A 26,947-nucleotide genomic window follows, 5' to 3' on the forward strand; every position below is an offset into this window, starting at 1 on the left:
AGTTAACAGTAAAAGAGAAAGTGAAAATACATAATGTTTAACCAAAAAACTATCGGTATGAAAACAGTAATTTTATTTCTATTATTCTTTTTGGGAGTAAATCTGCAATCGTGTTCGACAAATAATGAACCGGTAAAGCCTGATAATCCGGAAGAGGAAATCAAAGATGATAATGAAGGACAGGAGGAGGAACCTGAGCTGCCTGATGAGCAACCAGGAGAAGAAGATGAACCCTCGAAACAGTGGAAACTTGTGTTTACAGAAGATTTCAACACATTTGATAATTCTGTTTGGACAAAAGAGACTCATGAGCCTGGGTGGGTGAACAATGAACTTCAGGAATATATCGAAGAGTGTGTAAGTGTCGGGAAAGACGGTGACAAGACAGTGCTTGTTTTGACTGCCAAGAGAGAAGGAGATAAATTTTATTCTGGTCGTGTAAACAGCAAAGGCAAGAAAAGTTTTCAGTATGGGAAAGTGGAATCAAGTATAAAACTTCCCAAAACGGCTAATGGATTATGGCCGGCATTCTGGATGATGGGAGACAACGACAAGGAATGGCCTGCTTGTGGTGAAATCGATATTATGGAGATGGGAGAAAAAGCCGGTATAGCCAATAATACAACAGAAGCATACATAAATTCGGCAATTCATTATGGTCCTGATGTTGAAGGACATGAGCAGATTTTCCAGACTAAGACTATGGAAAAAAGTCTTCAGGATGGCAACTATCATGTATATTCTCTGGAGTGGAATGAAAATGAACTTATTGTAAAGGTTGATGATATACTGATCAAAACTTTTAATATCGGACCGGACAGTGGTCGTTTTGAATACTTTAACGATAAATTTTATTTCTTGTTCAATTTGGCTGTAGGTGGTGACTTTCCCGGTATAACAGATCCGGCACAAATTACAGCATTGAAAGATGGAGAAAAAGCCCAGATGTTCATCGATTGGGTGAAAATATATAATTAATCTTAATACTATTACTTATTAAAAACTTATGAGAAGATTAAACTACAAGTACACATTGTATTGCGGTACATTGTTTCTATCCCTTTTTGGAGGAATGCCGCAGTTGAATGCTGGGGTTACGGAAAATAATCTTTCAGTAATGCAACAAAGCCGACAAGTGTCAGGTAATGTCAAAGATGCTATGGGAGCTATAATCGGTGCTTCTATTGTTGAAAAAGGTACTACCAACGGAACCATTACCGATATGGATGGTAATTTTGTCTTGAATGTGCAACAGGGTGCTACACTGGTTATAAGTTTTGTAGGCTACAAAACAAAAGAAGTAAAAGTTGGTACTGCACCACTGGATATCACCCTAGAGGAAGACAGCAAGGTTTTGAGTGAGGTCGTTGTTACCGCATTGGGTATCAAACGTGAACGTAAGGCACTTGGTTATGGTGTTGATGAAGTTAAGGGAGAGGCTTTGACAAAAGCTAAGGAGACTAATGTGATTAACTCTATGGCTGGTCGTGTTCCAGGTCTGGTTGTCAGTCAGACTGCAGGTGGTCCTTCAGGCTCTACACGTGTGCTTTTGCGTGGTAATACAGAAATGACAGGAAACAACCAACCTCTGTATGTCATTGATGGAGTACCTTTGGATAATACAAACTATGGCAGTGCCGGTACGGAAGGAGGTTATGACTTGGGTGACGGTATTTCAAGCATTAACCCTGATGATATAGAGAATATGTCTGTTCTTAAAGGTCCTGCTGCTTCAGCGTTGTATGGGAGCCGTGCCAGTCACGGTGTAATTCTTATCACAACAAAGAAGGCTAGCGGTAAGGATGGTGAACGTATGAGTGTTGAGTATAATGGTACAATGACATTTGAAACTCAACTTGCTAAATGGAACGAAGTTCAGCAAATATATGGTATGGGTAGTGATGGCACTTACAGTATAAATGCTGTTGCAAACACAAATAAGAGTTGGGGACCAAAAGCCGACGGTTCAAATATGCTGGATTATTTTGATGGTGTTTCGCGTCCGTATTTGATAATTCCTGATAATGTATCAGGTTTTTTCCGTACAGGTTTGACTGCAACAAATACATTGACTTTAAGCTCAAGTCATGGAAAGTCGGGAGTACGTTTCACTTACACCGATATGCGTAATAAAGATATAGTTCCTAATACCAATATGAGCCGTAACATATTCAATTTGCGTGCCAATACGAGTATGGGAAAAGTAGATCTGGATTTCAGTACAAACTATACACGCGAATCGGTAAAGAACCGTCCGGCTCTTGGCGACAGCAAAGGTAATGTCGGTAAAAACCTTATGACTCTTGCCACTACATACGATCAGGAATGGCTGAAAACATATCAGGATGCAAATGGTGAATACTCTAATTGGAATGGTTTGGATCCATATAATGTAAACCCTTACTGGGATGTTTACAAAAACTCGAACCAATCTGATAAAGACCAGTTCCGTTTCAATGGTAAGGCAATATGGAACGTTGCTGACCATTTTAAGCTTCAAGGTACTGTCGGAGCTGAATTCAACTGGTTTAAGTTTGAGGATTTCAAGGCTCCTACTACTCCTGGCTATGAAGCAGGCAGATTGCAGATAAGCAATTTCAGAAACCGTATGTACAACTTCGAAATGTTGGCTCTATATAACAACTCCTGGGGGGATTTCGATTTCAATGCGACATTGGGTGCCAACTTGTATAAAGTGAATAATGAGACTACAATCACTACAGCTCAGGATATGAAGATACGTGAAACTGTGGCGCTCATGAGCTTTAATGAAACAAGTGTGGAACAGAATTATTACAGAAAGCAGATAAATTCTATTTATGGTGCAGTAAATGTAGGATGGAGACACCTGATATATCTTGATGCTACATTGCGCGGAGACCGTTCTTCCACATTGCCTTTGAATAACAATACATATATCTATCCTTCATTCTCAGGTAGCTTTGTATTCTCTGAACTTATCAAGAATCACAATCTTCTGCCTTACGGTAAACTACGTGTTTCTTGGGCGCAGGTTGGTAGCGATACAGATCCTTATCAGTTGGGACTGGTATATACGAAATCTAAATTTACTTATCCAGGATATACTTTAGGTTCTATCAGTAACAGTACTATCCCTAATCGTGACCTAAAGCCTACAAGAACCAATTCATACGAAATGGGATTGGAATTGAAATTCCTGAATAACCGTATTGGTTTGGATTTTACTTATTATAATCAGACTAGTAAAAACCAGATTATGGCGATGGCGAGTTCATGGGCTTCCGGTTATACATATCGTATGATTAACGCTGGAGAAATCCAGAATAACGGTATTGAAATAGCTTTGAACACTCGTCCTATCCAGACAAAGGACTTTTCATGGGACTTGAACATCAACTTCTCCAAGAACAATAACAAGGTTAAGGAGTTGGTTGACGGTATTGATTTGTTCGAGCTGGAAAAGGCTACATGGCAGGATGTTCAGGTAGCAGCTGTAGTAGGAGAAAATTTTGGTTCTATCATTGGTCCTGATTTCAAACGCAATGAAAATGGTGATATCTTGATTGATCCAAGCACCGGTTTGCCACAATACGACAATAGCAATCATATTTTGGGTAACGCTTCATGGGATTGGACAGGTGGTGTAGTAACGAACTTCACATACAAGAATGTTTCACTTGCTGCTGTATTCGATATTAAGGTTGGCGCCGATTTGTATTCAATGTCTGCCCGTGCCGCATACGAATCCGGTAAAGCATTGGAAACATTGGAAGGACGCGAAGAATGGTATAAATCAGAAGAACAGCGTAAGGCTCTTGGTATCAGCGAAGCAAACTGGACACCTACAGGCGGTTTCATTGCCCCAGGTGTAATAGACAATGGTGACGGAACATATCGTCCTAACGATATTTACGTAAATCCTGAGGATTATTGGATGAATATCAGCCGTTATGCACCGTCAATGTTCGTTTATGATAACTCGTATATCAAATGTCGTGAAATCACATTGAGCTATTCGTTACCAAAGACATGGTTGAAGAATAAGATTCAAGGATTGACAGTGTCTTTCGTTGCACGTAATCCGTTTATCGTTTGGAAAAATATTCCTAATATCGATCCTGATTCGAACTATAACAATACTACAGGTATGGGTATGGAATATGGCTCATTGCCTTCACGTAAAAGCTATGGTTTCAATGTCAACGTTAAGTTCTAATTAATCCTAAATCATTTCAAAAAGAAATACACAATGAAACGTTACAAATCATATATAAAAACAGCAATGTGCATGGCATTAGCACTTGCTTTTACAGCTTGCAGTGATGAATACATGAATGACATGAATACAGACCCGTCGAAAGCTGAAAATATTGACCCAAATTCACAGTTGACTTTTGCCGAACTACAGACATACGGCGACCTTGGAATGATAGAAATATACCGAAGCTATATAGGTGCCTTTACGCAGCAGCTTATGGGATGTTGGAATACAACAAACTACGGAGGTCAGCACAAAATTGACAATAACGAAATGAATCGTTTTTGGACAAATCTTTATACTACAGGAATCAAGAATCTTGTAGATGCTGAGGTAAAGACAGAAGGTGACGAGAACAAAGTGAACATACATGCCGCTGCTGTGATTTACAAAGTATATCTTATGTCTATCATAACAGATACATACGGTGATGCTCCATACTCAGAGGCAGCCAGAGGTTTTATCAGTGGTATAACAAGTCCACGTTATGATACACAAGAGGAAATCTACAACAGTTTCTTTACAGAACTGACTGAAGCCGCTGCCGCTTTAGACGATAAGAAAGATGAAATCACAGGTGATGTGATATTTAATGGAGATATAAGAAAATGGAAAAAGCTTGCAAATTCTCTTCGTATGCGTTATGCTATGCGTATATCTGATGTTTCTCCACAGAAGGCGCAGGAAGAGTTTGAAAAGGCATTTACAGATCCTGCCGGCTATATGACAAGTGCTGATGATGACGCATTGATTGAATATATGGAGCTTACATTCAATTTTGGTCAGGAAGCATATACAGATTACAGACGTAACGCTTTGTCACAGTTGTATTTTGGTAATGACCCTGCAAATAATCAGACTTATATCTGTTCTACTTTCTTCAATACTTTGAAGGACAATGACGACCCTCGTACTTTTGCACTTACCCGTTGTTATTTCGACAAGGGTCTGACTCAGTCAAATCCTAATAACCGTATTGATCTGACAGACGAAATGCTGGAACTGGGTGCACAGTTCAACCCTTCTAAACCGGGTGAATTCTGGTATGAACCATGGCCGGATAATGGATATTGGAGTGAAATTATAGCGGACCTTAAAGAAAGGTATCCTGACAATACGAATTACTCAAATCCATGGTTACAGGATGCTACCCGTCCTAAATTGGCCCAGAATTTCCTTAAATCTGACAACCCAGGTGTTGTGATGACATACGCTGAGGTTGAGTTCCTATTGGCCGAGGCTAAGCTTAAAGGATGGAACGTAGGTGCTACATCTGTTGAGCAGCATTACGAAAATGGAGTTAAGGCTTCGATGGCATTTCTAGTTGATAACTATGATTGCGAAATTGACGATCAGGATATAAACGATTATATAGCAAATCACCCTATTTCTGCTCTTAGTGACGAAGGCAAGAAAGAAGCAATAAATACTCAGGCTTGGATTCTTCACTTCCATAATCTGTCAGAATGTTGGGCTAACATACGTCGTTCAGGATATCCAAAGCTGAAATCTCCTGCAGAATATGGTTATGCGGCAGACAAGCTTACTGGTGGATACGACATTCCTGTACGTTTGTGCTATCCTATACTTGAGTCTTCTTACAACAAGGAAGGTTATCAGGAAGCTTTGGACCGTATGGGTGGAACTAACAGTTGGAATATTCCTGTATGGTGGGATAAAGAATAAAAATCTAGTACACTAAACAATTTAAATTTCGTATTAAAATGAAAAATATATATTGGATATTATTTATATTGCTCGGTGCAGGTTTCTCTTTTACATCTTGTAGTGAAGAAGAGCCATTTTCTACTGCAACAGCAGATGACGAGCCTCGTATCATAGCTCCTACGTTTCCGGAGCGTGACGCTAATGGTGGACTGGGAACTATTTCTGAAATAGACAGGGATGTATTGTTTTCAATAACAGTAACAACTACGCCTGCTGATTTCACTTCTGTGGTTTGGACTCTTGACGGTGAAGAAGTCGGAACAGAAAAGACGCTCGAGATGAATCTTAATGCTGGTGTTTATCATCTTAGGGTTGATGTCTCAACTCCTGTAGGAAAGACAACTTTCCGTGAAGGACTTGTAAAAATAAAAGCTTTGGCTGAAGATCCTCAGAGTGAAGAAGTAATATCAGAACGTATTGTCGCAACTGGAGGATGGGCACGTCTTAGTGGAACAAATCTTGAAAAGGTTGCAAAAGTAGCATTAAAGCAGATAAACATTGCCGAGTCTAAAACTAATCAGGAAGTGGAAATCTCTGATATAACATACGTGGAATCAGATGGTTATATTGAATTTAAAATTCCTTCAGAATTGTCTGACGGTGAGTATCGTGTGGTATTTATTGATGTGGAAGGCAATAGATACGGTGCTAATACAATGGATGTTACTTCCCGGCCGTTGATAACTGCAGGACCTGAAAACAAGCGTCCTGATGCTGAGTGGACTATTACCGGTTTGAATCTTGACAAGGTCGTTTCGTTGTCATTGGGTGGAAATACAATCACTACATTCGTTGAACAGTATTCAACTCGTCTTACATTCATTTCACCTGCAATTGCAGACGGAGATTATGTATTGACAGGTATATCCAAATCCGGAGAAAATGTTAGTTTCTTTATTGATGGTGAGATAAAGACAGAACTTGCAGTTACGGTAAAAGACTCTCCATTGGAAGTTGAATTATGGAAGGGTCATCACTATGTATCATGGGATTTACCTGAAGGTAATCCAAACAGATTGTTTGATGCGGTGCAGAATGATGTGAAGAATTTGCCTGTAGGAACAAAATTAAAGGTATATTACTCAATTAAATCTGATGATAGCTATCATAAAATCAGATTCTCTTCCGGATGGTGGACAGAACTTCCCGGGTACCCTGAGTTTGATGTTTATGCGGACGGTGTTAGTGACATAATTATGTCACAAGAGATACTTGACTTGTTGAATTCGCAAGATGGATTCCTTTGTGTAGGTTTCGGATATTACGTTGATAGAATTACTTACGAAGAATAATTTATTTACCAAGAAAAAAATTTATAAATATGAATTTAAGAAAAGTATTATTTGTATCGTCAATAATAGGAAATGCTGCCTGCTTCGTACAGGCGGCAACTCCTGTCAGTTTGACGAAAGATACAGAAATAGAGAAGAAGGTTGAAGCTACATTAGCGGGAATGACCTTGGAAGAAAAGGTCGGACAGATGACAGAACTGTCAATAGATGTTCTTGGCAATGTGGTGGGCGGAGAGTTCAAACTGGATAAGGAAAAAGTAAAAAATGCAATTGGAAAGTACAAGGTCGGATCTGTACTGAATGCTCCCGGACCGGTTGCTCAAAGCCGTGAGAAATGGAAAGAAATCATCGGTTATATTCAGGAAGTATCTATGAAGGAAATAGGTATTCCTTGTATTTACGGCTTGGATCAGACTCATGGTACTACTTATACCCTTGGTGGAACGCTTTTCCCGCAGAATATCAATCTTGGTGCATCCTTTAATCCTGAACTGACATACGAGTCGGCCGTTATAACTGCATACGAGACACGAGCAAGCAACTGTCCTTGGACTTATTCACCAACGGTGGATATGGCAAGAGATCCTCGCTGGTCGCGTGTTTGGGAAAATTATGGGGAGGACTGTCTGGTTAATGCCATAATGGGCAGTGAGGCTGTTCGTGGTTTTCAGGGAGATGACCCTAATCATGTTTCAGAAGACCGTGTAGCTGCTTCTGTCAAGCATTACCTTGGTTACAGCATGTCCCGTACTGGTAAAGACCGTACTCCTGCATATATATCAGAATCTGATTTGAGAGAGAAGTGTTTTGCTCCGTTTAAGGCTTGCGTAGAAACTGGTGCGCTGACAATAATGGTAAACAGTGCTTCCATTAATGGTGTGCCTGTGCATGCCAACAGGCAGTTACTCACAGAATGGCTTAAAGAAGATCTGGAATGGGACGGAATGTTGATTACCGACTGGGCGGATATTAATAACCTATATACTCGTGAAAGAATAGCAGCCAACAAAAAGGAAGCTATTGAAATTGCCATCAATGCGGGTATCGATATGGCTATGGAACCTTACAATCTTGATTTCTGTACACTGTTGAAGGAATTGGTAGAAGAGGGAAGAGTGCCGATGAGTCGTATTGATGATGCCGTACGTCGTATTCTCCGTCTGAAATACCGTTTGGGACTTTTTGAAAAACCTAATACTGACTATAAGGATTATCCTAAATTCGGCAGTAAGGAACATGCCGCAATCGCACTTAGAGCAGCCGAAGAATCGGAAGTATTGCTGAAAAACAAGAATAACATATTACCATTGGCAAAAGGTAAGAAAATCCTCGTGACAGGTCCTAATGCAAATTCAATGAGATGCCTTAACGGCGGATGGAGTTATACATGGCAAGGACATCTTGCCGACCGTTTTGCAGGTGAGTATAATACCATCTACGAAGCTGTAAGCAACAAGTTTGGCGCTGATTTGGTAACCCTAGAACAAGGAGTTACATACGTTGCCGAAGGAGCGTATTACGAAGAAAGCACTCCTGAAATAGAAAAAGCTGTGGCTGCAGCAAAGAATGTAGATGTAATCATCGCATGTATAGGCGAAAATTCATATTGCGAGACTCCTGGAAATCTGGCAGACCTTGCAATCTCTGAAAACCAGCGTAACCTTGTTAAAGCTCTTGCTACGACAGGCAAGCCTATTGTTCTTGTAATAAATGGCGGTCGTCCACGTGTTATAAGTGACATTGAACCTTTGGCAGACGGTGTAATTAATATCTTGTTGCCTGGTAATTATGGTGGAGATGCATTGGCAAATATCCTTGCTGGTGATGCAAATCCAAGTGCTAAGATGCCATATACATATCCAAGAAACCAAGCTGAACTTACTACATACGATTATCGTGTAAGCGAGGAAATGGATAAGATGGAAGGTGCATACGATTATGATGCTGTAATTTCTGTTCAATGGCCTTTCGGTTACGGTTTGAGTTATACTACTTTTGATTACAGGAATCTGCGTGTGAATAAAGATACTTTTACTGAAAACGAAAAACTGGAATTTACAATAGACGTTACAAATACTGGAAAGATTGCAGGTAAAGAAGTTGTAATGTTGTTCAGCAGCGATTTGGTAGCATCGCTCACACCAGAGAATCGCAGGCTGCGCGCATTCAAGAAAGTGGAATTACAGCCAGGTGAGACCAAAACTGTAACATTGACTATCAAAGGAAGTGATCTTGCTTTTGTAGGTGCTGACGGAAAATGGATACTTGAGAAAGGTGATTTCCGTATGCAGGTAGGAAATCAAGTCTTGAATATTAAATGTTCTGATACACATAAATGGGAAACTGCTAATATCTGTGTTAATAAATAGCATTGTCTGATTGCTTTTAACGAGCCTGGTCATTTTGAAATTGTAGATTCCAAAACGAAGTGCAACGTTTTGGTCTTTAAAAGTAGTAGATTCAAGGAGGAAAGTGTTAACTTTGTCTCGTGAATCAAAGAGGAGGCGAGCTCTGCTGAGGAGCAACTCGACCAAGCAATAGATTCATGTACCACACTGAAATAGTGTAAAGGAGCGAGGCTGTCTGATTTCAGCCCCGCTTTCATTATTTTAGGAGGTATGTATGGCTAAGAAAACCTTTCCCTGTGGCAATGCAAAAAACAAAAAGGGAGACCGAAGTCTCCCCAAGATTAATTAACTTTGTATTGCTTATGTACAATCAATTAACCCTTGCGCAAAGGTACACAATTTCTACCATGCGCCAAAATGGTTTTTCATTAAAAGCCATAGCAGACGAATTAAACCGTATTGAAGAGGAAGCAGCCATATCCTCCGGTAATCCTCTTCCCGAAAAGAAACGTTCAGCATCCACCATTTCACGTGAGTTGAAGCGTAATAGGACAAAGACCGGTAGATATAATCCCAAACAGGCTGATGAAATGGCCCGTGAAAAGAGGGAGCGAATAGTACGCAACACAGCAATAAAACCTGGGGTGCTGGAGCTTGCCATAAAGTTACTCAAAGGGAAAGGATGGTCTCCGGAACAAATTTCAGGACATCTGAAAAAAGAGGGGAAACGCATATCTAAGGAACGTATCTATCAGGAAATCAGAAGAAAGCCTGAGCAAGGGTTTTCAAAGAAAAAACACTACCCGCAGGGCTGGAGATTTTTTCTAAAAACCATTGAGCATCCCAATCCCGGATTTACCTTTGCACCCAGAACGGGAACGATCCACCTGTTGCGACTTTCTGAAAGACCATCAAAAATGGAGGTAAACGGATGTGGAGGCATATTGGATATGAATGTTCAGGGAAAAGAAAGAAAGGAAATGTCAAAAAAAAGATGCGGAGAAAACGTGAAATCGGCAAACATTCCAAGAAAGTATGTTGCAACCGTGTGGCTAAACCTGTTTAGTTATGCGGTTGCAATTTTCTTTCCGGTTTGCCGTCATGGGTAATGGAACTTTTCATTTATGGAAGGTGTGGTTACCCATGACTTCCGTTTTCGATTAGAGGAACCGACAAAAAAAAAGAAAATCAACAGGTGACAGCCGTAAAAGCACCGCTTGTGGCATAAGCAAAAAAAGAAAGGGGCCTTGCATCATCAGTCTGAACATGGTTCAGGCGTGACGCAAAGCCCTTTTCTATGCTTATGCAATAGTAGGAACATGGTCGTCGATTTATTGACGATGGTGTTCCTACGCCTTAAATCGCTTTTACGGAAAAACTTGTCTGTGGAGCTTAAAAAGCTGGATTTTTATTTCAATATATGCCATTAATATGCTACTTTTGCATACGAAGAGTTCTTTGAAGGTTACGCAACGCATAGAAGAATAAAACAGTAGATAACTAACTAATTCGTAACCTATTACTACTATAAGTTGGTAACTGCAACTCATTTTCAATCACTTAGACCTTTTTCGTATTTTCTTCTTACAAATGTAAGAAAAAACAATCTCTCCTTGTAAATTTCTGTATTTTTAAGTTTTTATCAGAAAGCAATCCGCTATCTTTGCGGGGCATAGTATTAACACCGGAAAGAAATGAAGTTATTACGTTATATCTTGATATGTTGCTTGGTAAGCATGGCCTGTGTGGGCAGTGCGGCCCAGCGTCGTAACAAAGCGTACGAAAGTTATATCCATAAATATCGTAAAGTAGCGGTCGACGAAATGCACCGCTTCCGCATACCCGCAAGCATCACGTTGGCACAGGGCTTGTTAGAATCGGGGGCGGGAAAAAGCGCGTTGGCGCGTCGGTCGAACAATCACTTCGGTATAAAATGCGGCGGAAGCTGGGACGGGAAAACCGTCCGTGCCAATGACGATGCCCCCAATGAGTGTTTCCGCGCTTACGACAGTCCGAAAGACTCGTACCGCGACCACTCGCTTTTTCTGAGTAACGGCGCACGCTATGCCTTTTTGTTCCGGTTGAAAATAACCGATTACAAAGGGTGGGCAAGGGGATTGAAAAAAGCGGGTTACGCCACCGACCCGCGTTATGCCGACCGGCTGATTAACATCATCGAGCTGTACGACCTTGATAATTACGACCGGAAAGGCGGACTGAAGTGGGTGGAAGAGTTCCCGAATCCGCACCAGCCTTATTTGGCAAACGGCATGTTATACGTGATAGCCCGTCGCGGCGATACTTTCAAATCGCTGTCAAAAGAATTGGGTATCAGCAAGAAGAAACTCCGTACGTATAACGAATTGCCGAAAGATTACCAGTTCAGGGGCGGCGAAGTGATTTACTTGGAAAAGAAAATGAAACGCGCCACGAAAGACAACATCGTCTACGTGGTACGCGCCGGCGACTCCATGTATTCCATATCCCAGAAGTTCGGTATCCGGCTGAAAAACCTGTATAAGCTGAACAAGATGGATGAAGATGCTCCGGCACCGAACGTGGGCGACATTCTGCGTTTGCGCTAATGGGATAAACGGTTCTACTCGTGGTGGTAGGGGCTGTTGTGCAGGATGCTCAGCCCGCGATATAGCTGCTCAATGAAGATGAGGCGAATCATCTGGTGTGAGAACGTCATTTTCGACAGCGATATCTTTTCGTGGGCAGCCGCATAAACGGCGGGCGAAAACCCGTATGGTCCGCCGATGATGAATACCAGCCGCTTGCTTACCGTGTGCATTTTCCGCTCTATCCAGTTTGCAAATTCGATGGAGCGGAACTCCTTTCCGTGTTCGTCTAACAGCACCACCACGTCTCCCGGCTGAAGCGATTTCAGTATAAGCTCTCCTTCTTTTTCCTTCTGTAGTTCGGGGGTAAGACTTTTGGTGTTCTTCAGTTCCGGAATCACCTCCATGTCGAACGACGCATACCGTTTGGTACGTTCCGTATAATCGTTAATGGCAGTAATAAAATGTTTCTCAACGGTGCGTCCTACTACGAGTAACGTAAATTTCATAATTCTTTTTCGTTAGTTTGTGTTTGCAAAGATAATGAATTTCTCTACCTTTGCCTTTGTAATTAAAACACATAAAAAACGATATGGACGAAAAAATTGTAAAAGATTTGATTGACCGTCTCATCGACCTTTCGTTTGCAGAGGATATAGGAGACGGTGACCATACTACTTTATCTTGCATCCCGGCAGATGCTATGGGAAAATCGAAACTCTTGATTAAAGAAGAAGGTATACTGGCTGGCATTGAAGTGGCGAAAGAAGTGTTTCACCGTTTCGACCCTGACATGAAGGTGGAAGTATTTATTCACGACGGCGCGCATGTAAAGCCGGGCGATGTGGCTATGGTGGTGGAAGGCAAAGTACAATCGTTGTTGCAAACCGAACGTCTGATGCTGAATATCATGCAGCGCATGAGCGGCATTGCCACGATGACCAATAAATATGTAAAACGCTTGGAAGGTACCAAAACCCGCGTGCTTGATACGCGTAAAACCACACCGGGTATGCGTGTGTTGGAAAAGATGGCAGTCAAAATAGGCGGGGGAGTGAATCACCGTATCGGACTGTTTGATATGATTTTGCTGAAAGATAACCATGTTGACTTTGCCGGAGGCATTGACAAGGCGATTACCCGTGCGAAAGAATACTGTAAGGAAAAAGGTAAAGACTTGAAGATAGAAATCGAAGTGCGTAATTTCGATGAACTCCAACAGGTGCTCGACTTGGGTGGTGTAGACCGTATTATGCTCGACAACTTTACGCCTGAAAACACGCGCAAGGCGGTAGAAATGGTAGGCGGACGCTATGAAATCGAGTCATCGGGCGGCATTACGTTTGATACGTTACGCGATTATGCCGAATGTGGCGTCGATTTCATTTCGGTAGGCGCATTGACTCATTCCGTAAAAGGATTGGACATGAGCTTTAAGGCTTGCTGATTTGATAGATTAAAAACAGGCTCTTAGAGCCTGTTTAAATTTTCCGATTAAGTATTTTTATCCGCCCCTTTTTGAGTTTGTTTCCGGTCTGTTTCCCTGTTTTTACTCGTCAGATAGCCCGCTATCCTCCTTGTAAAAGCCGAAAAACATCCTCGAAAACAATTCTCAAACTGAGGCAGAGCAAAATTTAAACAGGCTCTTAGCCGTTATGAATAAAAAATAGGAGGTAAAAACTATGAAAAGATTGTTTGGAGGTGTTTTGTTGGCTTGTTTGCTCTGTTTCGGAGTAAACCAACTGCCTGCTCAGGATTTAAAGTCAATTCTTTCCGGAGTGGCAAAGGTGGTAGGCAACAAAGTAAGCGGAACAAGCAGTTCGATAGAAGGTACATGGACGTTTGTGGGTCCCGACTGCAAATTTGAGAGTGATAATCTGTTGGCGAAAGCCGGCGGAGAGGTTGCTGCCCAAAAAGTGGAAGATAAAATGAGCGGTATTTTAAATACGCTCGGTTTTAAGGAGGGAACTACATATACGTTTAACGCAGACAGCACGTATACATCGGTAGTGGGCGGACGTACAACTAACGGAACGTACAGCTACAATGCCGAGTCGGGCGAACTGACGCTGAAAACCCGTTTGGGCATAAAGATGAATATGGTGGCTTCGAAAGGATTGACAGGTGATAAACTGAGCCTTTTCTTTAAGGCTGACAAGGTGATGTCGCTCGCCCAGTCGATATTGGGAAAGGTTTCAAACAGTTCATCTAACTCGGCTGTCAGCACTGCCAATTCGTTGCTGAAAGAATACGATGGCTTGCTGTTGGGCTTTGAGATGAAAAAGCAGTAAGAAACATAGAAGCCATTTATAAGTTAGCGGACGAAGTGGATGTATATATGCCACATTCGTCCGCTGATTTTTTTTGTCCTCAGTGAATGTATTTTACTCTGCCAACATGTTTCTTACAGCATCCAGACTGCCGTCGGTGGGAGCGGGAGTGATGTGGAGTAAGTGAGCCAAGAGCGAGTAGATGCAAACGTTCGGAAATTTAGGTGCTTCGTAGCCTTTTTTGAAATCAGGACCGCAGGCACGGAACATGACCTGCATATCGTCATACGTAGGGTCGAATCCGTGAGCACCGCCAACCCGGAAATCTGTTTTGTCGGTTACTAACCATCCCAAGTCGGGGACTACCACGATGTCTCCCACCGAAGGATTCGTTCCGTAATGCAAGTAAGCAGGAATCTCGCTTTTTTTCCATACCCGTACGTGGTCTAACCCTTGTAATGCCTGATAGATGGAGTCATGATATTTCTCCTCAGCATAAATCTGGGCAGGCAGATTACCTTCTATGCGCTTATACCATTCGGGCTTTAAACGTTGGGTGACGGATACACAGCGGTCGGGACTTACAGTAGCCATGCCGTGGTCGGAAGTAACAATCAGATTGACATCTTTGCCGAATGGAAGCGTTTGAATACCCTCCCACAGTTGCTTCATCAGCGCATCAAGTTCGGTGATACATTGGCGCGTTTCGGCACTGTGAGGACTGAATGAATGTCCGTAGTGGTCAGGGTCTTCGAAATACGCCATAATGAGTTGCGGACGGTCTGTCTCCGGTTTCTTTAGCAATTCCAAAACCTTTGCCACACGTTCCGCGTAGTTCAGGCGCGGTGTATGAGCATACACTTCATAGTATGTAGGATATTGTCCTTTGACAGCAATGTCCGAACCTACCCAATACACATTTCCGGTTTTCACCCCTTGCCGTTGTGCTGTAATCCAGATAGGTTCTCCCCCGTAAAAAGAAGCATCGTTTCGGGTCTCGGAATCACTCATCGAATATAACTTCTTTTTTTCGGGATGCCAAAACGAGTTGGCCACGATGCCGTGGTGGTCGGGATAAAGCCCGGTGGCAAGCGTGTAGTGGTTAGGAAATGTCTTCGAAGGAAACGAGGGAGTCATAACAGCCTGTACGCCCTCTGCCGCCATGCGGTCGAAGAACGGTGTGTGATACATCTTGACGTAATCCCATCGGAATCCGTCGAGCGACACGATAACTGTATAATGCTTGTTTCCGGCTGCGAGGGGTGAAAGCAGCAGAAGCAGAGTAAGCAATAAAAGGGGTCTTTTCATAACTGATGAGGTATTTAAATGTTTCAGGCACGAACTGCATCGGTAACACATTTGTCTGTTGAGGTGTACCCGGTGCAATCCGTGCCTGATTGTAAAAATGAGATATCAAATAAAGATTAGAATGTCAGTCTTACACCAACTTGAGCGTGCCAGCGAGAAGATACATCGCTCTTTTCAATTTCAGCTCTGTTATAAGAGTAAGCTGCCGTTTTAATTCCGTCGTTAGTAGTAGTCATATATTCTACTGACAGCGGAGAGAGGTTATAAGCCGAACTGTAGCTTGCTCCCCATTTCTTATTCAGCATATTGGCAAAGTTAATGATGTCAAACGTAAATTCCAGCTTGCCTACACCTTGAACGTTGTAAATTGTTTGGGCGAAGTGAAGGTCAATTTCATGTTCCCAGCGGCTTAGATTGGAGTTACGTTCAGCATATTGTCCGCGGTGGTTCTTTGCATAACTGTCGTTTTCAATCCATTGTTTAAATGCTTCGCGGCTTTCTTCAGCAGTCATCGATAATGGTTTACCGTCTTTATTGACATCAGTAAAGATCATCTTGTCAATTTCAGAATCGGTCGGAATATAAAGCAATGTGTTTCCCCCATTGCCATCTCCGTTAAAGTCAGGTACTTCATTCATGGTTAAGCTGTAACGGCTTCCTGAGAACCCGTTGTATATAACGGCAATAGTAGAACTCATCCATCCGTTCCAGTATTTCGGGCTGGTATAAGAAGCCTGTACCATTACGCGGTGAGGAACGTCGAATTTAGAGAATCCAAGTTCGTTTCCTGAGTTCGTATCACGCGAGTAATTGTATTTCCAGTTAGAATAAGCAACCGAACTTGTTCCATCGTTAACTGATTTGGCATGTCCGAATGTATAAGAAGCCGACAAGTCAAGACCAAAGTTGAAGCTCTTTTCTAACATAGCAGAGATAGCGTAAGTATATCCTTTGTTAGTATTCTTCAAATTGATGATGCTATAATAGTCGCTTTTTTCGTTGCTATAGAACGGAGCAGATGAAGCTTCTACACCGGGAACTACATATACTTTTTCACCGTTATTGCTGATGGCAAGGTTTTCAAAGAATACGTTGTTCATCGTTTTTGAGTAAATACCTTCTAATGTTAATTTTACATCGCCCGGTAAACGTTGTTCCAATGCAAGGTTAGCACGGAATACTTGCGGATATTTGAAATCTTTGTCTACGGTTACGATGTCTGGACGGGAAGCAGAACCTTGCTGTGAGTTGGCTGCTGCCATCGGGTCATGGGCGTATTGTCCCAATTTCGGTGCATCGTTCAGCCAGTTGTTTCCTTCTTTGTTACCGATGGTGGTACCTTTGCTTTCCATACCGGTATTGTTGAATGAATTTGACAACCATACAAACGGAACACGACCGGTGAAGATTCCTAAACCACCGCGCAACAGGGTGTCATGAGAATCGTTGAGATACCAGCGGAAACCTACACGCGGAGAAAACAAAACTTTTGCACTCGGGTTTTCGCCTACGCGCACTCCGAAGTTATGTTGTTCTGCGTATTGGTTGAAAGTTGGGTTTTCAGTCGGATTATTGAATATAACCGGAATATCAATACGTAAACCGTAAGTCAAGTTGAAATTGTTATTTATGTCCCATTTATCTTGGGCATAGAAACCGAATTGTCCGGCTTTCATGGCAGGTGCCCAGCGAGTGTCGCCTCCGGTCAGTTCCGGATCGGTATATTTATACTGGAATTGATAAGGTTCGTCATTCAAGAACTCATCTAAAGAATTGTAGTACCATGAACCGTTTACAGCTTGGATAAACAAGTTCTTCATACGGTATATTTCGTTATGTGTACCGAATGTCAATGTATGTTTTCCCAAATACCATGACAGGTTATCTTCAAAGGTATAGATGTCTTGATTCAAATAGTTAGCTCCTGAAGAATATTCTGTACCGATGTTAGCCGTGATACGTGTTATTCCGTCGGCTGCAAGGATGTTTTTAATTTGTACCGTAGGTCCTTGATAAGCGACATCGCGGTGGTCACGAATGAAACTTGCCGAAGCACGGAATTCATTGTATAAGTTTTCTCCTAAGTGTGAGTTTAATTCGGCTACGATAGAGTTGGTTTTGTTATTCATACGGTAGCCGCTATTGTTAAATGTATATGAATAAGCACTTGGGCCGTAGTTGTCATCGTAAGAATTATTATGCTGGTAACGGATAGCCAATTTGTGGTCTTGGTTGATATTCCAGTCGATACGGGCTAATAATCCGAATGATTTTTGGTCTACGTTACGCTGTGCATAGGCTTCGTTAAATCCAGTTAGTTTATTGTATTGGTCAGCTATTTGCTGGGCTACATCCGAAGTAATGTAATTGCTGGTATATCCCGGATAAACGCTTGACGGATAAGATTCTTTCTTGCCTTCTGCACTTACGAAGTAGAACAATTTGTCTTTGATGATGGCACCACCCAATGTTCCACCAAACGTACGGGTGTATTGCTGAGCCATGGGCGACTTGGCGTAATCGCGGATGGCGCTGTACTTGCCATACATGTTTTGGTTGTTGAAGTAAGTATAAGCCGAACCGTGTGTGGTGTTCGTACCCTGCTTGGTGATGGCGTTGATACCTCCTCCTGTAAATCCGCTCTGGCGAACGTCGAACGGAGCTACTACAACTTGAATTTCCTGAATGGCGTCCATTGAAATCGGGTTGGCTCCTGTCTGTCCTCCGTTCGTACCCGAAGCTGCCAGACCGAATACGTCGTTACTTACCGTACCGTCGATTTGGAAGCTGTTATAACGGTTGTTTGAACCTGCAAACGTGATACCGCCGTTTTTAGAAGTCATAGCCATCGGCATGTTCTTTACGATGTCATACACGTTACGGTCTACCGTCGGGGTGTTTTCGATGCGTTGAGTTGAGAAGTTTTGAGAAGCTCCGGCGTTAGGTCTTGCGTCAGCAACTACTACCACTTCGTCCAGCAGTTCGCTGCTTGGTTCCATTGTAGCGTTCAGGCTCAATGTGTTACCCAGTTCGAGGTAAAGTCCGGTATAAGCTGATTTCTTATAACCGACGTAAGTAATCTCGATTTTGTATGGACCTCCGGTACGCATACCTTGAATGGTATATCGTCCGTCGATGTTAGTTACCGCTCCATACATAGTACCGGATGGTTCGTGAACAGCTACCACTGTAGCGCCGATTACCGGTTCTTGGTTCTCGTCGATAACTTGTCCGCTGACTGCGGAAGTTGTCACTTGGGCGCTGGCACATATTGTCATTGCAGATGCCACTGCCGCCATCAAGAATTTAGATTGATTCATCATAAAGGTTTGATTAAATGATACTTAGTCTCTCTGTTTTCTTAAAGTTGTTATAGTTCGCTTTAGTCAATAGTAGTTTTCGTTATTCCCCTTGCGGGTTTTCATTGATTTTTGTTTCTTTTGATGCAAAATTAAGTATTTTTTTCAATACAGCGTATATTAGGTTTTATTTTAACAAATAAATCGGTAGAATATTAACCTTTTTGTAATGCAGAGTGAGCAAAATTCTTTTATTGATGTTCGTATTTCTTTGGAAAATAGGCGGGTAACAATAATTACAAAATGTAATCATCCCGTAATACAGATGAAAAAAACGTTTCTGTGTACGGTTTTTATACGCTTTATCAGCCTGTTTTTTTTCGGTGGATTCTCGTTGTTGGGGAAATATGTGTAAGTTTTGACGGGCTTTTTGTGTTGAATTTAGAAGAAACTGTTTGGCGAAAGTACGGAGGGGGAATTTCCTTGTCGGAATATCCCGCAAAACGCAACCGTTAGTGTTGCCCGGTTCTAACGGATGCGTTGCCCATTTCTATTCGTAAGACGAGGCAGTTCTACCGCTTGCGTTTTTAAAGCTCTCGGATAAGGTGTAAAAGGTTTAAAATGAACTCGTTGTAAATTAGCTCACTTCATCGATAATCGACCTTTTCGGCAACCTCTTTAACGCAAAAATGGCCGCCTCTTGATAGAGACAGCCATTCCTGTTTTCTTGTAAGAAGAATTATGCTTCAGCCGGAGCTTCAGTAGCTTCTTCAGCGGGAGCTTCTGCGTTTGCAGCAGCTTCAGCTTCAGCCTTAGCAGCAGCTTCGGCAGCTTTCTTTTCAGCTACTTTCTTAGCGATTTCTTCGTTTACTTTCTTTTCAGCTTCCAAGCGAGCTTTTTCTTCAGCTTTCTTAGCTTCCATTTCTTTAGCTCTCAATGCTTCCAAACCGGCTTGTTTGTTTTCTTTCCAAGCGTTGAAGCGTGCTTCAGCCGTAGCTTCGTCGAATGCACCTTTAGCAACACCGCCCATCAAGTGTTTCTTCATGTAAACACCTTCGCGAGAAAGGATGTTGCGTACTGTGTCAGTAGGTTGCGCACCTACCATTACCCAGTAATATGCGCGTTCAAAATTCAAATCTACTGTGGCAGGATTGGTATTCGGGTTGTAAGTACCAATTTTTTCAGTAAACCGACCATCACGTGGTGCTCTTGAATCCGCAATAACAATAGAATAGAACGCATAACCTTTGCGTCCGCGTCTTTGTAATCTGATTTTAGTTGCCATTTCTTAAACGTTAAATTTTAATGTTAATGATTTGAATTATGCCATTAGCTCGTAATGGCGGGTGCAAAGGTAAGACTTTTCTTTTGAATGACAAAGGATTAGTCTTTTTTTTTATTTCTTCAGTTTCATGCTTGCTTTTACGAGGAAGGTAATAAGCAGGATGTAGACAACGAGTGAAACGGCTTCGCTCATCGGGTTGTCAAGCCATGTTTCGTTGACGAAGTTGATGTCGCAATAACGCATGATGGCACTCACCACACCCATCAGTGCACCGCCGGCTATGAATCCCGATGCCAGCAGCGTTCCTTTTTCCCCGCGGGCGTTGTTTACGGCTTCGTCTTTGCTGCGTGTCGTCACATACCAGTTTACAGCTCCTCCTACCAGTAACGGCAGGTTCAGTTCCAGCGGGATAAACATTCCCAGCGCAAATGCCAGTGCGGGTACTTTACAGAATGTCAGTACGAGAGCCAGCAGTGCGCCGATGCCGTACAGCAGCCACGGAGCGCCTACACCGTTCATCAGCGGGTCGATAACCGCCGCCATTGCATTGGCTTGCGGAGCCGCTAATTGTCCGCTCGTAAATCCGTAAGAGTCGTTCAACACCATGATAACGCCGCCTACGGTAGCTGCCGACACCAATGTGCCGAGGAATTTCCAACTCTCTTGTTTCTTGGGAGTGCTTCCTAACCAGTATCCGATTTTCAGGTCGGTAATGAATCCTCCCGCCATTGAGAGCGCCGTACAAACCACACCACCCATTACGAGTGCCGCCACCATACCCGTCGCACCGTTCAGTCCTACTGCCACCATGATTACCGAAGCTAAGATAAGCGTCATCAGCGTCATGCCCGATACGGGATTTGTTCCTACGATGGCGATTGCATTGGCAGCCACGGTGGTAAACAGGAAAGCGATTCCTGCTACCAGCAGGATGGCTACCACGGTGTGGAGGATATTGCCTTGCATCACATCGAAGTAGAAGAACAGCAACACTAATAGCAGGGTAAAGATTGACCCGAAAGCGATAATCTTCATCGGAATGTCTTTCTGCGTGCGCTCTACGTTTTCTTCTGCTTTCTTTCCTCCCATTTCTTTCGCTGCGAGGCTTACCGCGCTTTTAATAATTCCCCACGAACGTACGATACCGATGATGCCTGCCATTGCGATACCACCTATACCGATGCTTTTGGCATATTCGCTGAAAATGGCTTCAGGCGACATGGCTCCTACGGCAGTGGTGATTTCAGGGTTCCATGCGTTCAATACTTGGTCGCCCCAGAACAGTGACATGCCCGGAACGATAATCCACCATACGGCGAGCGAACCGGCACAGATGATGGCGGCATACTTCAGTCCCACGATGTAGCCCAATCCCAAAACGGCAGCTCCGGTATTGATTTTAAATACTAATTTCGCTTTGTCGGCTATGGTTTCGCCCCAGCCGCACACACGGCTCGTAAAGTTCTCGTTCCACCATCCGAACGTTCCGGCTATGAAGTCGTACAGTCCTCCGATGAGTCCCGCCAGCAGCAATGGCTTTGCTTGGTCGCCGCCTTTCTCGCCCGATACCAATACCTGTGTGCTTGCCGTAGCTTCGGGGAAAGGATATTCGCCGTGTTTCTCTTTAACGAAATATTTGCGGAACGGTATGAGGAACAAGATGCCCAATACGCCACCCAGCAGCGAACTGATGAACATCTGCATGAAGTTAACCGTCATTTCGGGATATTTCTCTTGAAGAATATAAAGGGCGGGCAAGGTAAAGATGGCTCCCGCTACGATAACTCCCGAACAAGCTCCGATGGACTGAATCATTACGTTTTCGCCCAGCGCGCCTTTGCGTTTAGTTGCGCTCGATACGCCTACCGCGATGATGGCGATAGGGATGGCGGCTTCGAACACCTGTCCTACCTTCAATCCTAAATAAGCAGCGGCGGCAGAAAAGATAACCGCCATGATGATGCCCCACGTAACCGACCACAACGTTACTTCGGGATAAGTTTTACCGGGCGACATCAGCGGTTCGTATTTCTCTCCCGGTTTAAGCGGACGGAACGCATTATCGGGCAGTCCCGTCGGTTTTTCAAGTTCTTCTTTCATTTTGCAGGTTTACTATTTTTGATAATTAATAATTCGTTTGTGCGTCCAAAAATAGTAAAAGTATATTGAATATAGGGAGAAACAGATGAATTTTTCTTGTAGAGGGGGCGAGGGAGACGAGTTGTATTTGCGTTTGTAGGCGTTCGCCGACTGAATGACGGACGCCTACAAAGTGGGGGTTTACGGTTGCTGGTCTACCACCACTCTTACCAATCTTATGGTAGGTTGATGGGTGAATAGCGGATTTCTGTCTTCTTTCGCGTATTCTTCGGCAGGAGTGGCTTCAAGTTCTACATCATTAACGGTAATGGTTTTCAGTTGGGTTTCTTTGTAGTCTTCTCCCTCTTCCAGAATCCATGCGGTATCGAAAACAACGGGTTCTTTCCACAGCTCACAGCTTACCTCGAATTTGAAGTTGCGGTTATCGTCTAAATGTTCTTCTATTGAATGGTTAAATCGAGTATAGTAACGCCTGTCTTCCCCTTGAAAAACAGTTGTATACCAGAAATTTTTATATTCTTGTAGCGGTTTGATACATTTTATTGAGAAGTCTGTCGGTTCCATAGTTTTAGTAACAACGGGATATCCTTCGCTGTTTACAAATTCAACATAAAAAGTGTAGTTTATAAATTCACAACCGTCTATAGTTTCGTCTTCTTTGCAGCTTTGCATAAAAAGGAAACCGACAAACACTGATAGGATTAAAAAATAGATTTTCTTCATAACGTAGTACTTTAGGATTCCAGTCGCAAGTTAAGAAAATTTGTAAACATTTCAAAGCAAAAGCAGGGAATGTTTGCGGCAGTGCGTGGCTTTGCGGAATATGCAAAAATCGGCTGCTCCGGTAGGGCGGAACAGCCGATGGCTTACGTCGGTTTAATCAAACAGTGGTTAAGAAACTAATCGTTGTCTCGGTCTAAGTCGATAACATTGCATTTGAGGTCGAACTTGATTTCCCAGAAGTTAGACAGCTTCACTTCGTATTCGTAACGGTCTTTTTCGATGTGTACCACTTTTGCATCGGGATAATTTTCTGTAACAAACTTGTTGATTCCGGCGGGGATGGCAGAAGCTGGTACGGTAAGCGTGCGGCATTTGATTTCTTTCCAGTTTCCGTCGCTGTCAAATTCTAATTTGTCGCCGTTGATAAATACAAGGTCGTACGATTTTTTCAGGAAATCGGTCTCCTGTTTCACAAATGCCACCTTTGCATCCGGGAAGTTCTTTTTTACGAAAGTTTGCGCTGCTTGCGGAAGCTGTTCAAACGCAATCGGCTTTTCGCTGTCGGCAAACATCAATTGCATGGAAACCAAAACACCTACTAATAATAATGCTAACTTTTTCATAAGGCTATAATTTAAAGGGTTATTAAATACTTTGTTTGTTTTTCTATCACAAAAGTCGGCAGTGATTCTGAAAAGAATTAGGAATGTCGGCTTTTCTTACAAAAAAATCAAGAAAAAAACGGCAGAAATATGCGCCCGAAACGCAACCGCATACGTTGACCGGTTTATGCGGTAGCGTAAGGTAACTTATGCGGATGAGTAAGTGAACACATGCGGTAGCGTTTTTACCCCAAATTCCGGCATACCGAATCTGTCCTCAGCATGTCAAAAAACGGGTGTGCGGAAAATAAATCTCCATTTGTTTCGGCGATAGGATAAATAGCTGTATTTTTGTGCGCTCAAAGCAATGAAATGAATAATATGATTGTTCGGAACACGATAAAACTCATCATCGGTTTACTGGCGGTATTCGTAACGCTGGCGCCGCTCCGTGCCCAACAGCGCGACAGCATCCGCTTCAGCCTGCTTACGTGTGCGCCCGGAAGCGAGATTTATGAACTTTTCGGGCATACGGCGCTGCGCTATCAGAACGTTACGCGCGGAACGGATGTGGTGTTCAATTACGGCATGTTCAGCTTCAATACCCCCAATTTTGTTTACCGCTTCGTGAAGGGAGAGACCGACTACCAGTTGGGCATTACGCCTTATACATACTTTGAAACGGAATATGCCCTGCGAGGCTCGGCGGTGTACCAGCAGGAACTGAACCTGACCGCCGCCGAAAAAGAGACCCTGTTGGGGCTTTTAGAAGAAAACTACCGCCCTGAAAACCGCATCTACCGTTATAATTATTTCTATGATAATTGTACCACGCGCGCACGCGATCAAATAGAAAAAAGCATACACGGCAAAGTGGTTTATCCCGAAGGCTTGCCGGAAAAGTCTTTCCGCAGCATCGTCCATGAGTTTACGGCGCAATCCCCGTGGGATGAGTTCGGCATCGACCTTTGTTTGGGAGCGGAAGCCGACCGCCCGATTGACAATCGCTTGCAGATGTTCGCCCCCTTCTACATGCGCTATTTCGCATCGGAGGCATACATCGTAAATGAAGACGGAACCAAGCGTCCGTTAGTGGCTAAAGAGACAAAGATAGTCGACGTAGAGCCGGAATCCGTGCCGGGTTTCCCCCTGACCCCTCTGATGGGTGCTTCACTGTTTTTGGCGTTAAACGCTTTGGTGGCTTGGTGGCAGTGGCGGCGGAAACGGATTCTTTGGGGATGGGATATCCTGCTGTACGGCGCACAAGGATTGGCAGGATGTATCGTGGCTTTCCTTTTCTTCGTGTCGTCACACCCTACGGTCGGCTCAAACTGGCTTTTGATACTATTCAATCCCCTCCCGCTTTTATACCTCCCCCGGATGGTTTATTGCGACATAAAACGCAAAAAAGACAGGTACCACGTGGTGAATATCGTCTATTTAACACTTTTTATAGCTATATTCCCCTTTTCGCCGCAAGAATTTAATTTAACAGTATTACCTTTGGCACTCAGTTTGCTGGTAAATACAGCGAGCCATGTTTTAGTTTGGAATAAAAAAGAATGAAAGAACGCATACTGACATCTTTAATTACGGTATTTGTTATTACGGGGCTTCAGGCGCAAACCGCTCCGGGCGCACCGAGGCTGGTGGTGGGGCTGACCATCGACCAGTTGCGTGCCGATTACATCGAAGCGTTTTCCGCGCTTTACGGCGAGCGCGGCTTTAAGCGGCTGATGAAAGAAGGGCGCGTTTACTGTAATGCAGAATACGACTTTATAAACATTGACCGTTCATCGGCGACGGCATCCGTGTATACAGGTACTACACCTTATTATAATGGGGTGGTGGGAACCCGATGGATGGACCGAAACTCTCTGCGCCTTGTGGAGTGCGTGGAAGACCGCGATTTCATGGGCGTTTATACTCAGGAATATTCTTCGCCGAAACGCCTGCAAGTATCTACGCTGTCCGACGAGCTGATGGTGGCAAGTGGGGGAGAAGCGGAAGTTTACTCAATAGCTCCCACACGCGAAATGGCGATTCTTGCCGCAGGACACGCTGCAAAAGGAGCATTCTGGATTAACGACGATACCGGCAAATGGAGCGGAACCACCTATTACGGTACGTTTCCCCAATGGGTGACGGATTATAACGACCGCGAGGGGCTGGACTTCCGTATCGGTACGCTGGAGTGGCAGCCTTATCACGTAGTTACCGCCTACCGCTATGTTACTTCGAACAGCAAGCAGGTAACGTTTAAACATAACTTCTTCGACGAGCGGGCGGAAAAGTACCGGAAGTTTAAAACCAGCCCGTATGTAAACGATGAAGTCAACCGGCTGGTAAATGCTTGTCTGACGGCTACTCCGATGGGAAAAGACAACGTGCCCGACTTATTGACACTTTCTTACTACGCCGGGAATTACGACCATAAGCCCAATTCGGAATATGCAATGGAGATTCAAGACGCTTACGTGCGGCTTGACAACAGTCTGGGTGACCTTCTCGATATGATAGACCGCAAGGTAGGTTTGGCAAACACGCTGTTTTTTGTCACCTCTACGGGCTATACCGATACCGAGCCTGCCGACCCTTCGCAATACCGGATTCCGGGAGGAGAATTCCACATCAAGCGTTGTGCCGCCCTGCTGAACATGTACCTGATGGCAATTTACGGCAACGGGCAGTACGTGGAAACTTATTACGACCGGCAAATTTACCTTAACCATAAACTGATAGAAGACAAAAAGCTGAATCTGACGGAGATAATGAACCGTTCGGCGGAGTTTGTCGTCCAGATGAGCGGTGTTCGCGATGCTTATACCTCGCAGCGCCTGCTGTTGGGGGCATGGACTCCGAAGATTGACAAGATACGCAATTCGTTCAGCCGCGATTGTTCGGGCGACCTCTACATCGAAGTAATGCCCGGATGGACGGTTATCAACGATTATCCGCAGATATCGCAGGTGGTTCGCGAGGCTTACGCTTCTGTTCCGCTTATTTTCATGGGCTATAACGTAAAGCCGGAGATATTGTATGCTCCGGTAAAAATGGCAACCATCGCCCCCACGGTAGCCCACTACATGCGCATCCGGGCGCCCAACGCCAGCGAAGCAGCACCGCTGCTCGACATTCGGAAATAAGAGGAAATAAATTAATTAAGTAAAACAAAAACAATAAATACA

The 26,947-nt window shown here is 43.5% G+C and carries 18 protein-coding genes; 11 read left to right on the forward strand and 7 right to left on the reverse strand.

Annotation, left to right across the window (positions count from 1 at the left end):
• Window positions 1-57: 57 nt before the first annotated feature.
• The 7 genes from M3085_RS03435 to M3085_RS03465 all read left to right on the forward strand — a co-directional run bounded on the left by M3085_RS03435 (window position 58) and on the right by M3085_RS03465 (window position 12,193).
• The gene (locus M3085_RS03435; RefSeq protein WP_191709646.1) at window positions 58-978 is read left to right on the forward strand and encodes a family 16 glycosylhydrolase; all 921 of its coding nucleotides are present in this window, start codon (window positions 58-60) and stop codon (window positions 976-978) included.
• A 28-nt stretch (window positions 979-1,006) separates the two neighbouring features.
• Window positions 1,007-4,198 (forward strand): SusC/RagA family TonB-linked outer membrane protein, encoded by a 3,192-nt coding sequence (locus tag M3085_RS03440; protein WP_249052282.1) that lies wholly within the window; start codon window positions 1,007-1,009, stop codon window positions 4,196-4,198.
• A 33-nt stretch (window positions 4,199-4,231) separates the two neighbouring features.
• Window positions 4,232-5,926: a SusD/RagB family nutrient-binding outer membrane lipoprotein gene (locus M3085_RS03445; protein ID WP_191709648.1), complete on the forward strand. Its 1,695-nt coding sequence runs from the start codon at window positions 4,232-4,234 to the stop codon at window positions 5,924-5,926.
• 38 nt (window positions 5,927-5,964) lie between these two features.
• On the forward strand, window positions 5,965-7,260 hold the full coding sequence (locus M3085_RS03450) for a hypothetical protein (protein WP_249052283.1): 1,296 nt from the start codon (window positions 5,965-5,967) through the stop codon (window positions 7,258-7,260).
• A 29-nt stretch (window positions 7,261-7,289) separates the two neighbouring features.
• Complete coding sequence (locus M3085_RS03455) at window positions 7,290-9,629, forward strand: glycoside hydrolase family 3 N-terminal domain-containing protein (protein ID WP_249052284.1); 2,340 nt, start codon at window positions 7,290-7,292, stop codon at window positions 9,627-9,629.
• Window positions 9,630-9,910: 281 nt separating this feature from the next.
• Window positions 9,911-10,717: a transposase gene (locus M3085_RS03460; RefSeq protein ID WP_410554207.1), complete on the forward strand. Its 807-nt coding sequence runs from the start codon at window positions 9,911-9,913 to the stop codon at window positions 10,715-10,717.
• Between the two features lie 585 nt (window positions 10,718-11,302).
• The gene (locus M3085_RS03465) at window positions 11,303-12,193 is read left to right on the forward strand and encodes a glucosaminidase domain-containing protein (RefSeq protein ID WP_178256808.1); all 891 of its coding nucleotides are present in this window, start codon (window positions 11,303-11,305) and stop codon (window positions 12,191-12,193) included.
• A 14-nt stretch (window positions 12,194-12,207) separates the two neighbouring features.
• Here M3085_RS03465 and rlmH read toward each other — a convergent pair whose 3' ends face one another.
• Entirely contained in the window at window positions 12,208-12,681 is a 474-nt protein-coding gene (rlmH, locus tag M3085_RS03470) for a 23S rRNA (pseudouridine(1915)-N(3))-methyltransferase RlmH (RefSeq protein ID WP_178256809.1), read from the reverse strand.
• Window positions 12,682-12,764: 83 nt separating this feature from the next.
• On the opposite strand from rlmH, the gene nadC reads away from it, so the two are divergent.
• Both nadC and M3085_RS03480 read left to right on the forward strand, forming a co-directional pair.
• Window positions 12,765-13,619 carry a carboxylating nicotinate-nucleotide diphosphorylase gene (gene nadC / locus M3085_RS03475; RefSeq protein WP_191709658.1) on the forward strand — a complete coding sequence of 285 codons (855 nt, stop codon included), beginning with the start codon at window positions 12,765-12,767 and terminating at the stop codon, window positions 13,617-13,619.
• A gap of 235 nt (window positions 13,620-13,854) precedes the next feature.
• Window positions 13,855-14,463, forward strand: coding sequence for a DUF4923 family protein (locus M3085_RS03480; RefSeq protein WP_191709657.1), 609 nt, complete (start codon window positions 13,855-13,857; stop codon window positions 14,461-14,463).
• 93 nt (window positions 14,464-14,556) lie between these two features.
• Here the strand turns inward: M3085_RS03480 and M3085_RS03485 are convergent, their stop codons facing one another.
• From M3085_RS03485 to M3085_RS03510, 6 genes are all read right to left on the reverse strand, one after another.
• A complete protein-coding gene (locus M3085_RS03485; RefSeq protein ID WP_249052286.1) occupies window positions 14,557-15,750 on the reverse strand; it encodes an ectonucleotide pyrophosphatase/phosphodiesterase in 1,194 nt (397 codons plus the stop codon).
• 116 nt (window positions 15,751-15,866) lie between these two features.
• A complete protein-coding gene (locus tag M3085_RS03490) occupies window positions 15,867-19,070 on the reverse strand; it encodes a carboxypeptidase regulatory-like domain-containing protein (protein ID WP_249052423.1) in 3,204 nt (1,067 codons plus the stop codon).
• 718 nt (window positions 19,071-19,788) lie between these two features.
• Window positions 19,789-20,334, reverse strand: a complete 546-nt coding sequence (locus M3085_RS03495) for a 30S ribosomal protein S16 (protein ID WP_178256814.1) — start codon at window positions 20,332-20,334, stop codon at window positions 19,789-19,791.
• 111 nt (window positions 20,335-20,445) lie between these two features.
• The gene (locus M3085_RS03500) at window positions 20,446-22,434 is read right to left on the reverse strand and encodes an OPT family oligopeptide transporter (RefSeq protein ID WP_249052287.1); all 1,989 of its coding nucleotides are present in this window, start codon (window positions 22,432-22,434) and stop codon (window positions 20,446-20,448) included.
• A gap of 180 nt (window positions 22,435-22,614) precedes the next feature.
• Window positions 22,615-22,998 (reverse strand): hypothetical protein, encoded by a 384-nt coding sequence (locus M3085_RS03505; RefSeq protein WP_178256816.1) that lies wholly within the window; start codon window positions 22,996-22,998, stop codon window positions 22,615-22,617.
• 335 nt (window positions 22,999-23,333) lie between these two features.
• Complete coding sequence (locus M3085_RS03510; RefSeq protein ID WP_249052288.1) at window positions 23,334-23,780, reverse strand: PepSY-like domain-containing protein; 447 nt, start codon at window positions 23,778-23,780, stop codon at window positions 23,334-23,336.
• Between the two features lie 360 nt (window positions 23,781-24,140).
• Between M3085_RS03510 and M3085_RS03515 the strand changes: the two genes are divergently transcribed.
• A complete protein-coding gene (locus M3085_RS03515; protein WP_410554209.1) occupies window positions 24,141-25,325 on the forward strand; it encodes a DUF4105 domain-containing protein in 1,185 nt (394 codons plus the stop codon).
• The gene (locus M3085_RS03520) at window positions 25,322-26,905 is read left to right on the forward strand and encodes an alkaline phosphatase family protein (protein WP_249052290.1); all 1,584 of its coding nucleotides are present in this window, start codon (window positions 25,322-25,324) and stop codon (window positions 26,903-26,905) included. Before M3085_RS03515 ends, M3085_RS03520 begins: the two co-directional genes overlap by 4 nt.
• The last annotated feature ends 42 nt before the right edge of the window (window positions 26,906-26,947 follow it).

The sequence above is a fragment of the Bacteroides caecicola genome (assembly GCF_023337095.1).
Taxonomy (GTDB): domain Bacteria; phylum Bacteroidota; class Bacteroidia; order Bacteroidales; family Bacteroidaceae; genus Phocaeicola; species Phocaeicola gallinarum.

Excerpts from the sequence above, each read along its gene's own strand:
- nadC (WP_191709658.1), top strand. The coding sequence starts at position 12,765 with ATGGACGAAAAAATTGTAAAAGATTTGATTGACCGTCTCATCGACCTT.
- M3085_RS03490 (WP_249052423.1), bottom strand. The coding sequence starts at position 19,070 with ATGAATCAATCTAAATTCTTGATGGCGGCAGTGGCATCTGCAATGACA.
- rlmH (WP_178256809.1), bottom strand. The coding sequence starts at position 12,681 with ATGAAATTTACGTTACTCGTAGTAGGACGCACCGTTGAGAAACATTTT.
- M3085_RS03510 (WP_249052288.1), bottom strand. The coding sequence starts at position 23,780 with ATGAAAAAGTTAGCATTATTATTAGTAGGTGTTTTGGTTTCCATGCAA.
- M3085_RS03445 (WP_191709648.1), top strand. The coding sequence starts at position 4,232 with ATGAAACGTTACAAATCATATATAAAAACAGCAATGTGCATGGCATTA.
- M3085_RS03455 (WP_249052284.1), top strand. The coding sequence starts at position 7,290 with ATGAATTTAAGAAAAGTATTATTTGTATCGTCAATAATAGGAAATGCT.
- M3085_RS03450 (WP_249052283.1), top strand. The coding sequence starts at position 5,965 with ATGAAAAATATATATTGGATATTATTTATATTGCTCGGTGCAGGTTTC.
- M3085_RS03440 (WP_249052282.1), top strand. The coding sequence starts at position 1,007 with ATGAGAAGATTAAACTACAAGTACACATTGTATTGCGGTACATTGTTT.
- M3085_RS03480 (WP_191709657.1), top strand. The coding sequence starts at position 13,855 with ATGAAAAGATTGTTTGGAGGTGTTTTGTTGGCTTGTTTGCTCTGTTTC.
- M3085_RS03460 (WP_410554207.1), top strand. The coding sequence starts at position 9,911 with ATGCAAAAAACAAAAAGGGAGACCGAAGTCTCCCCAAGATTAATTAAC.
- M3085_RS03465 (WP_178256808.1), top strand. The coding sequence starts at position 11,303 with ATGAAGTTATTACGTTATATCTTGATATGTTGCTTGGTAAGCATGGCC.
- M3085_RS03515 (WP_410554209.1), top strand. The coding sequence starts at position 24,141 with ATGATTGTTCGGAACACGATAAAACTCATCATCGGTTTACTGGCGGTA.
- M3085_RS03520 (WP_249052290.1), top strand. The coding sequence starts at position 25,322 with ATGAAAGAACGCATACTGACATCTTTAATTACGGTATTTGTTATTACG.
- M3085_RS03505 (WP_178256816.1), bottom strand. The coding sequence starts at position 22,998 with ATGGAACCGACAGACTTCTCAATAAAATGTATCAAACCGCTACAAGAA.
- M3085_RS03435 (WP_191709646.1), top strand. The coding sequence starts at position 58 with ATGAAAACAGTAATTTTATTTCTATTATTCTTTTTGGGAGTAAATCTG.
- M3085_RS03500 (WP_249052287.1), bottom strand. The coding sequence starts at position 22,434 with ATGAAAGAAGAACTTGAAAAACCGACGGGACTGCCCGATAATGCGTTC.
- M3085_RS03495 (WP_178256814.1), bottom strand. The coding sequence starts at position 20,334 with ATGGCAACTAAAATCAGATTACAAAGACGCGGACGCAAAGGTTATGCG.
- M3085_RS03485 (WP_249052286.1), bottom strand. The coding sequence starts at position 15,750 with ATGAAAAGACCCCTTTTATTGCTTACTCTGCTTCTGCTGCTTTCACCC.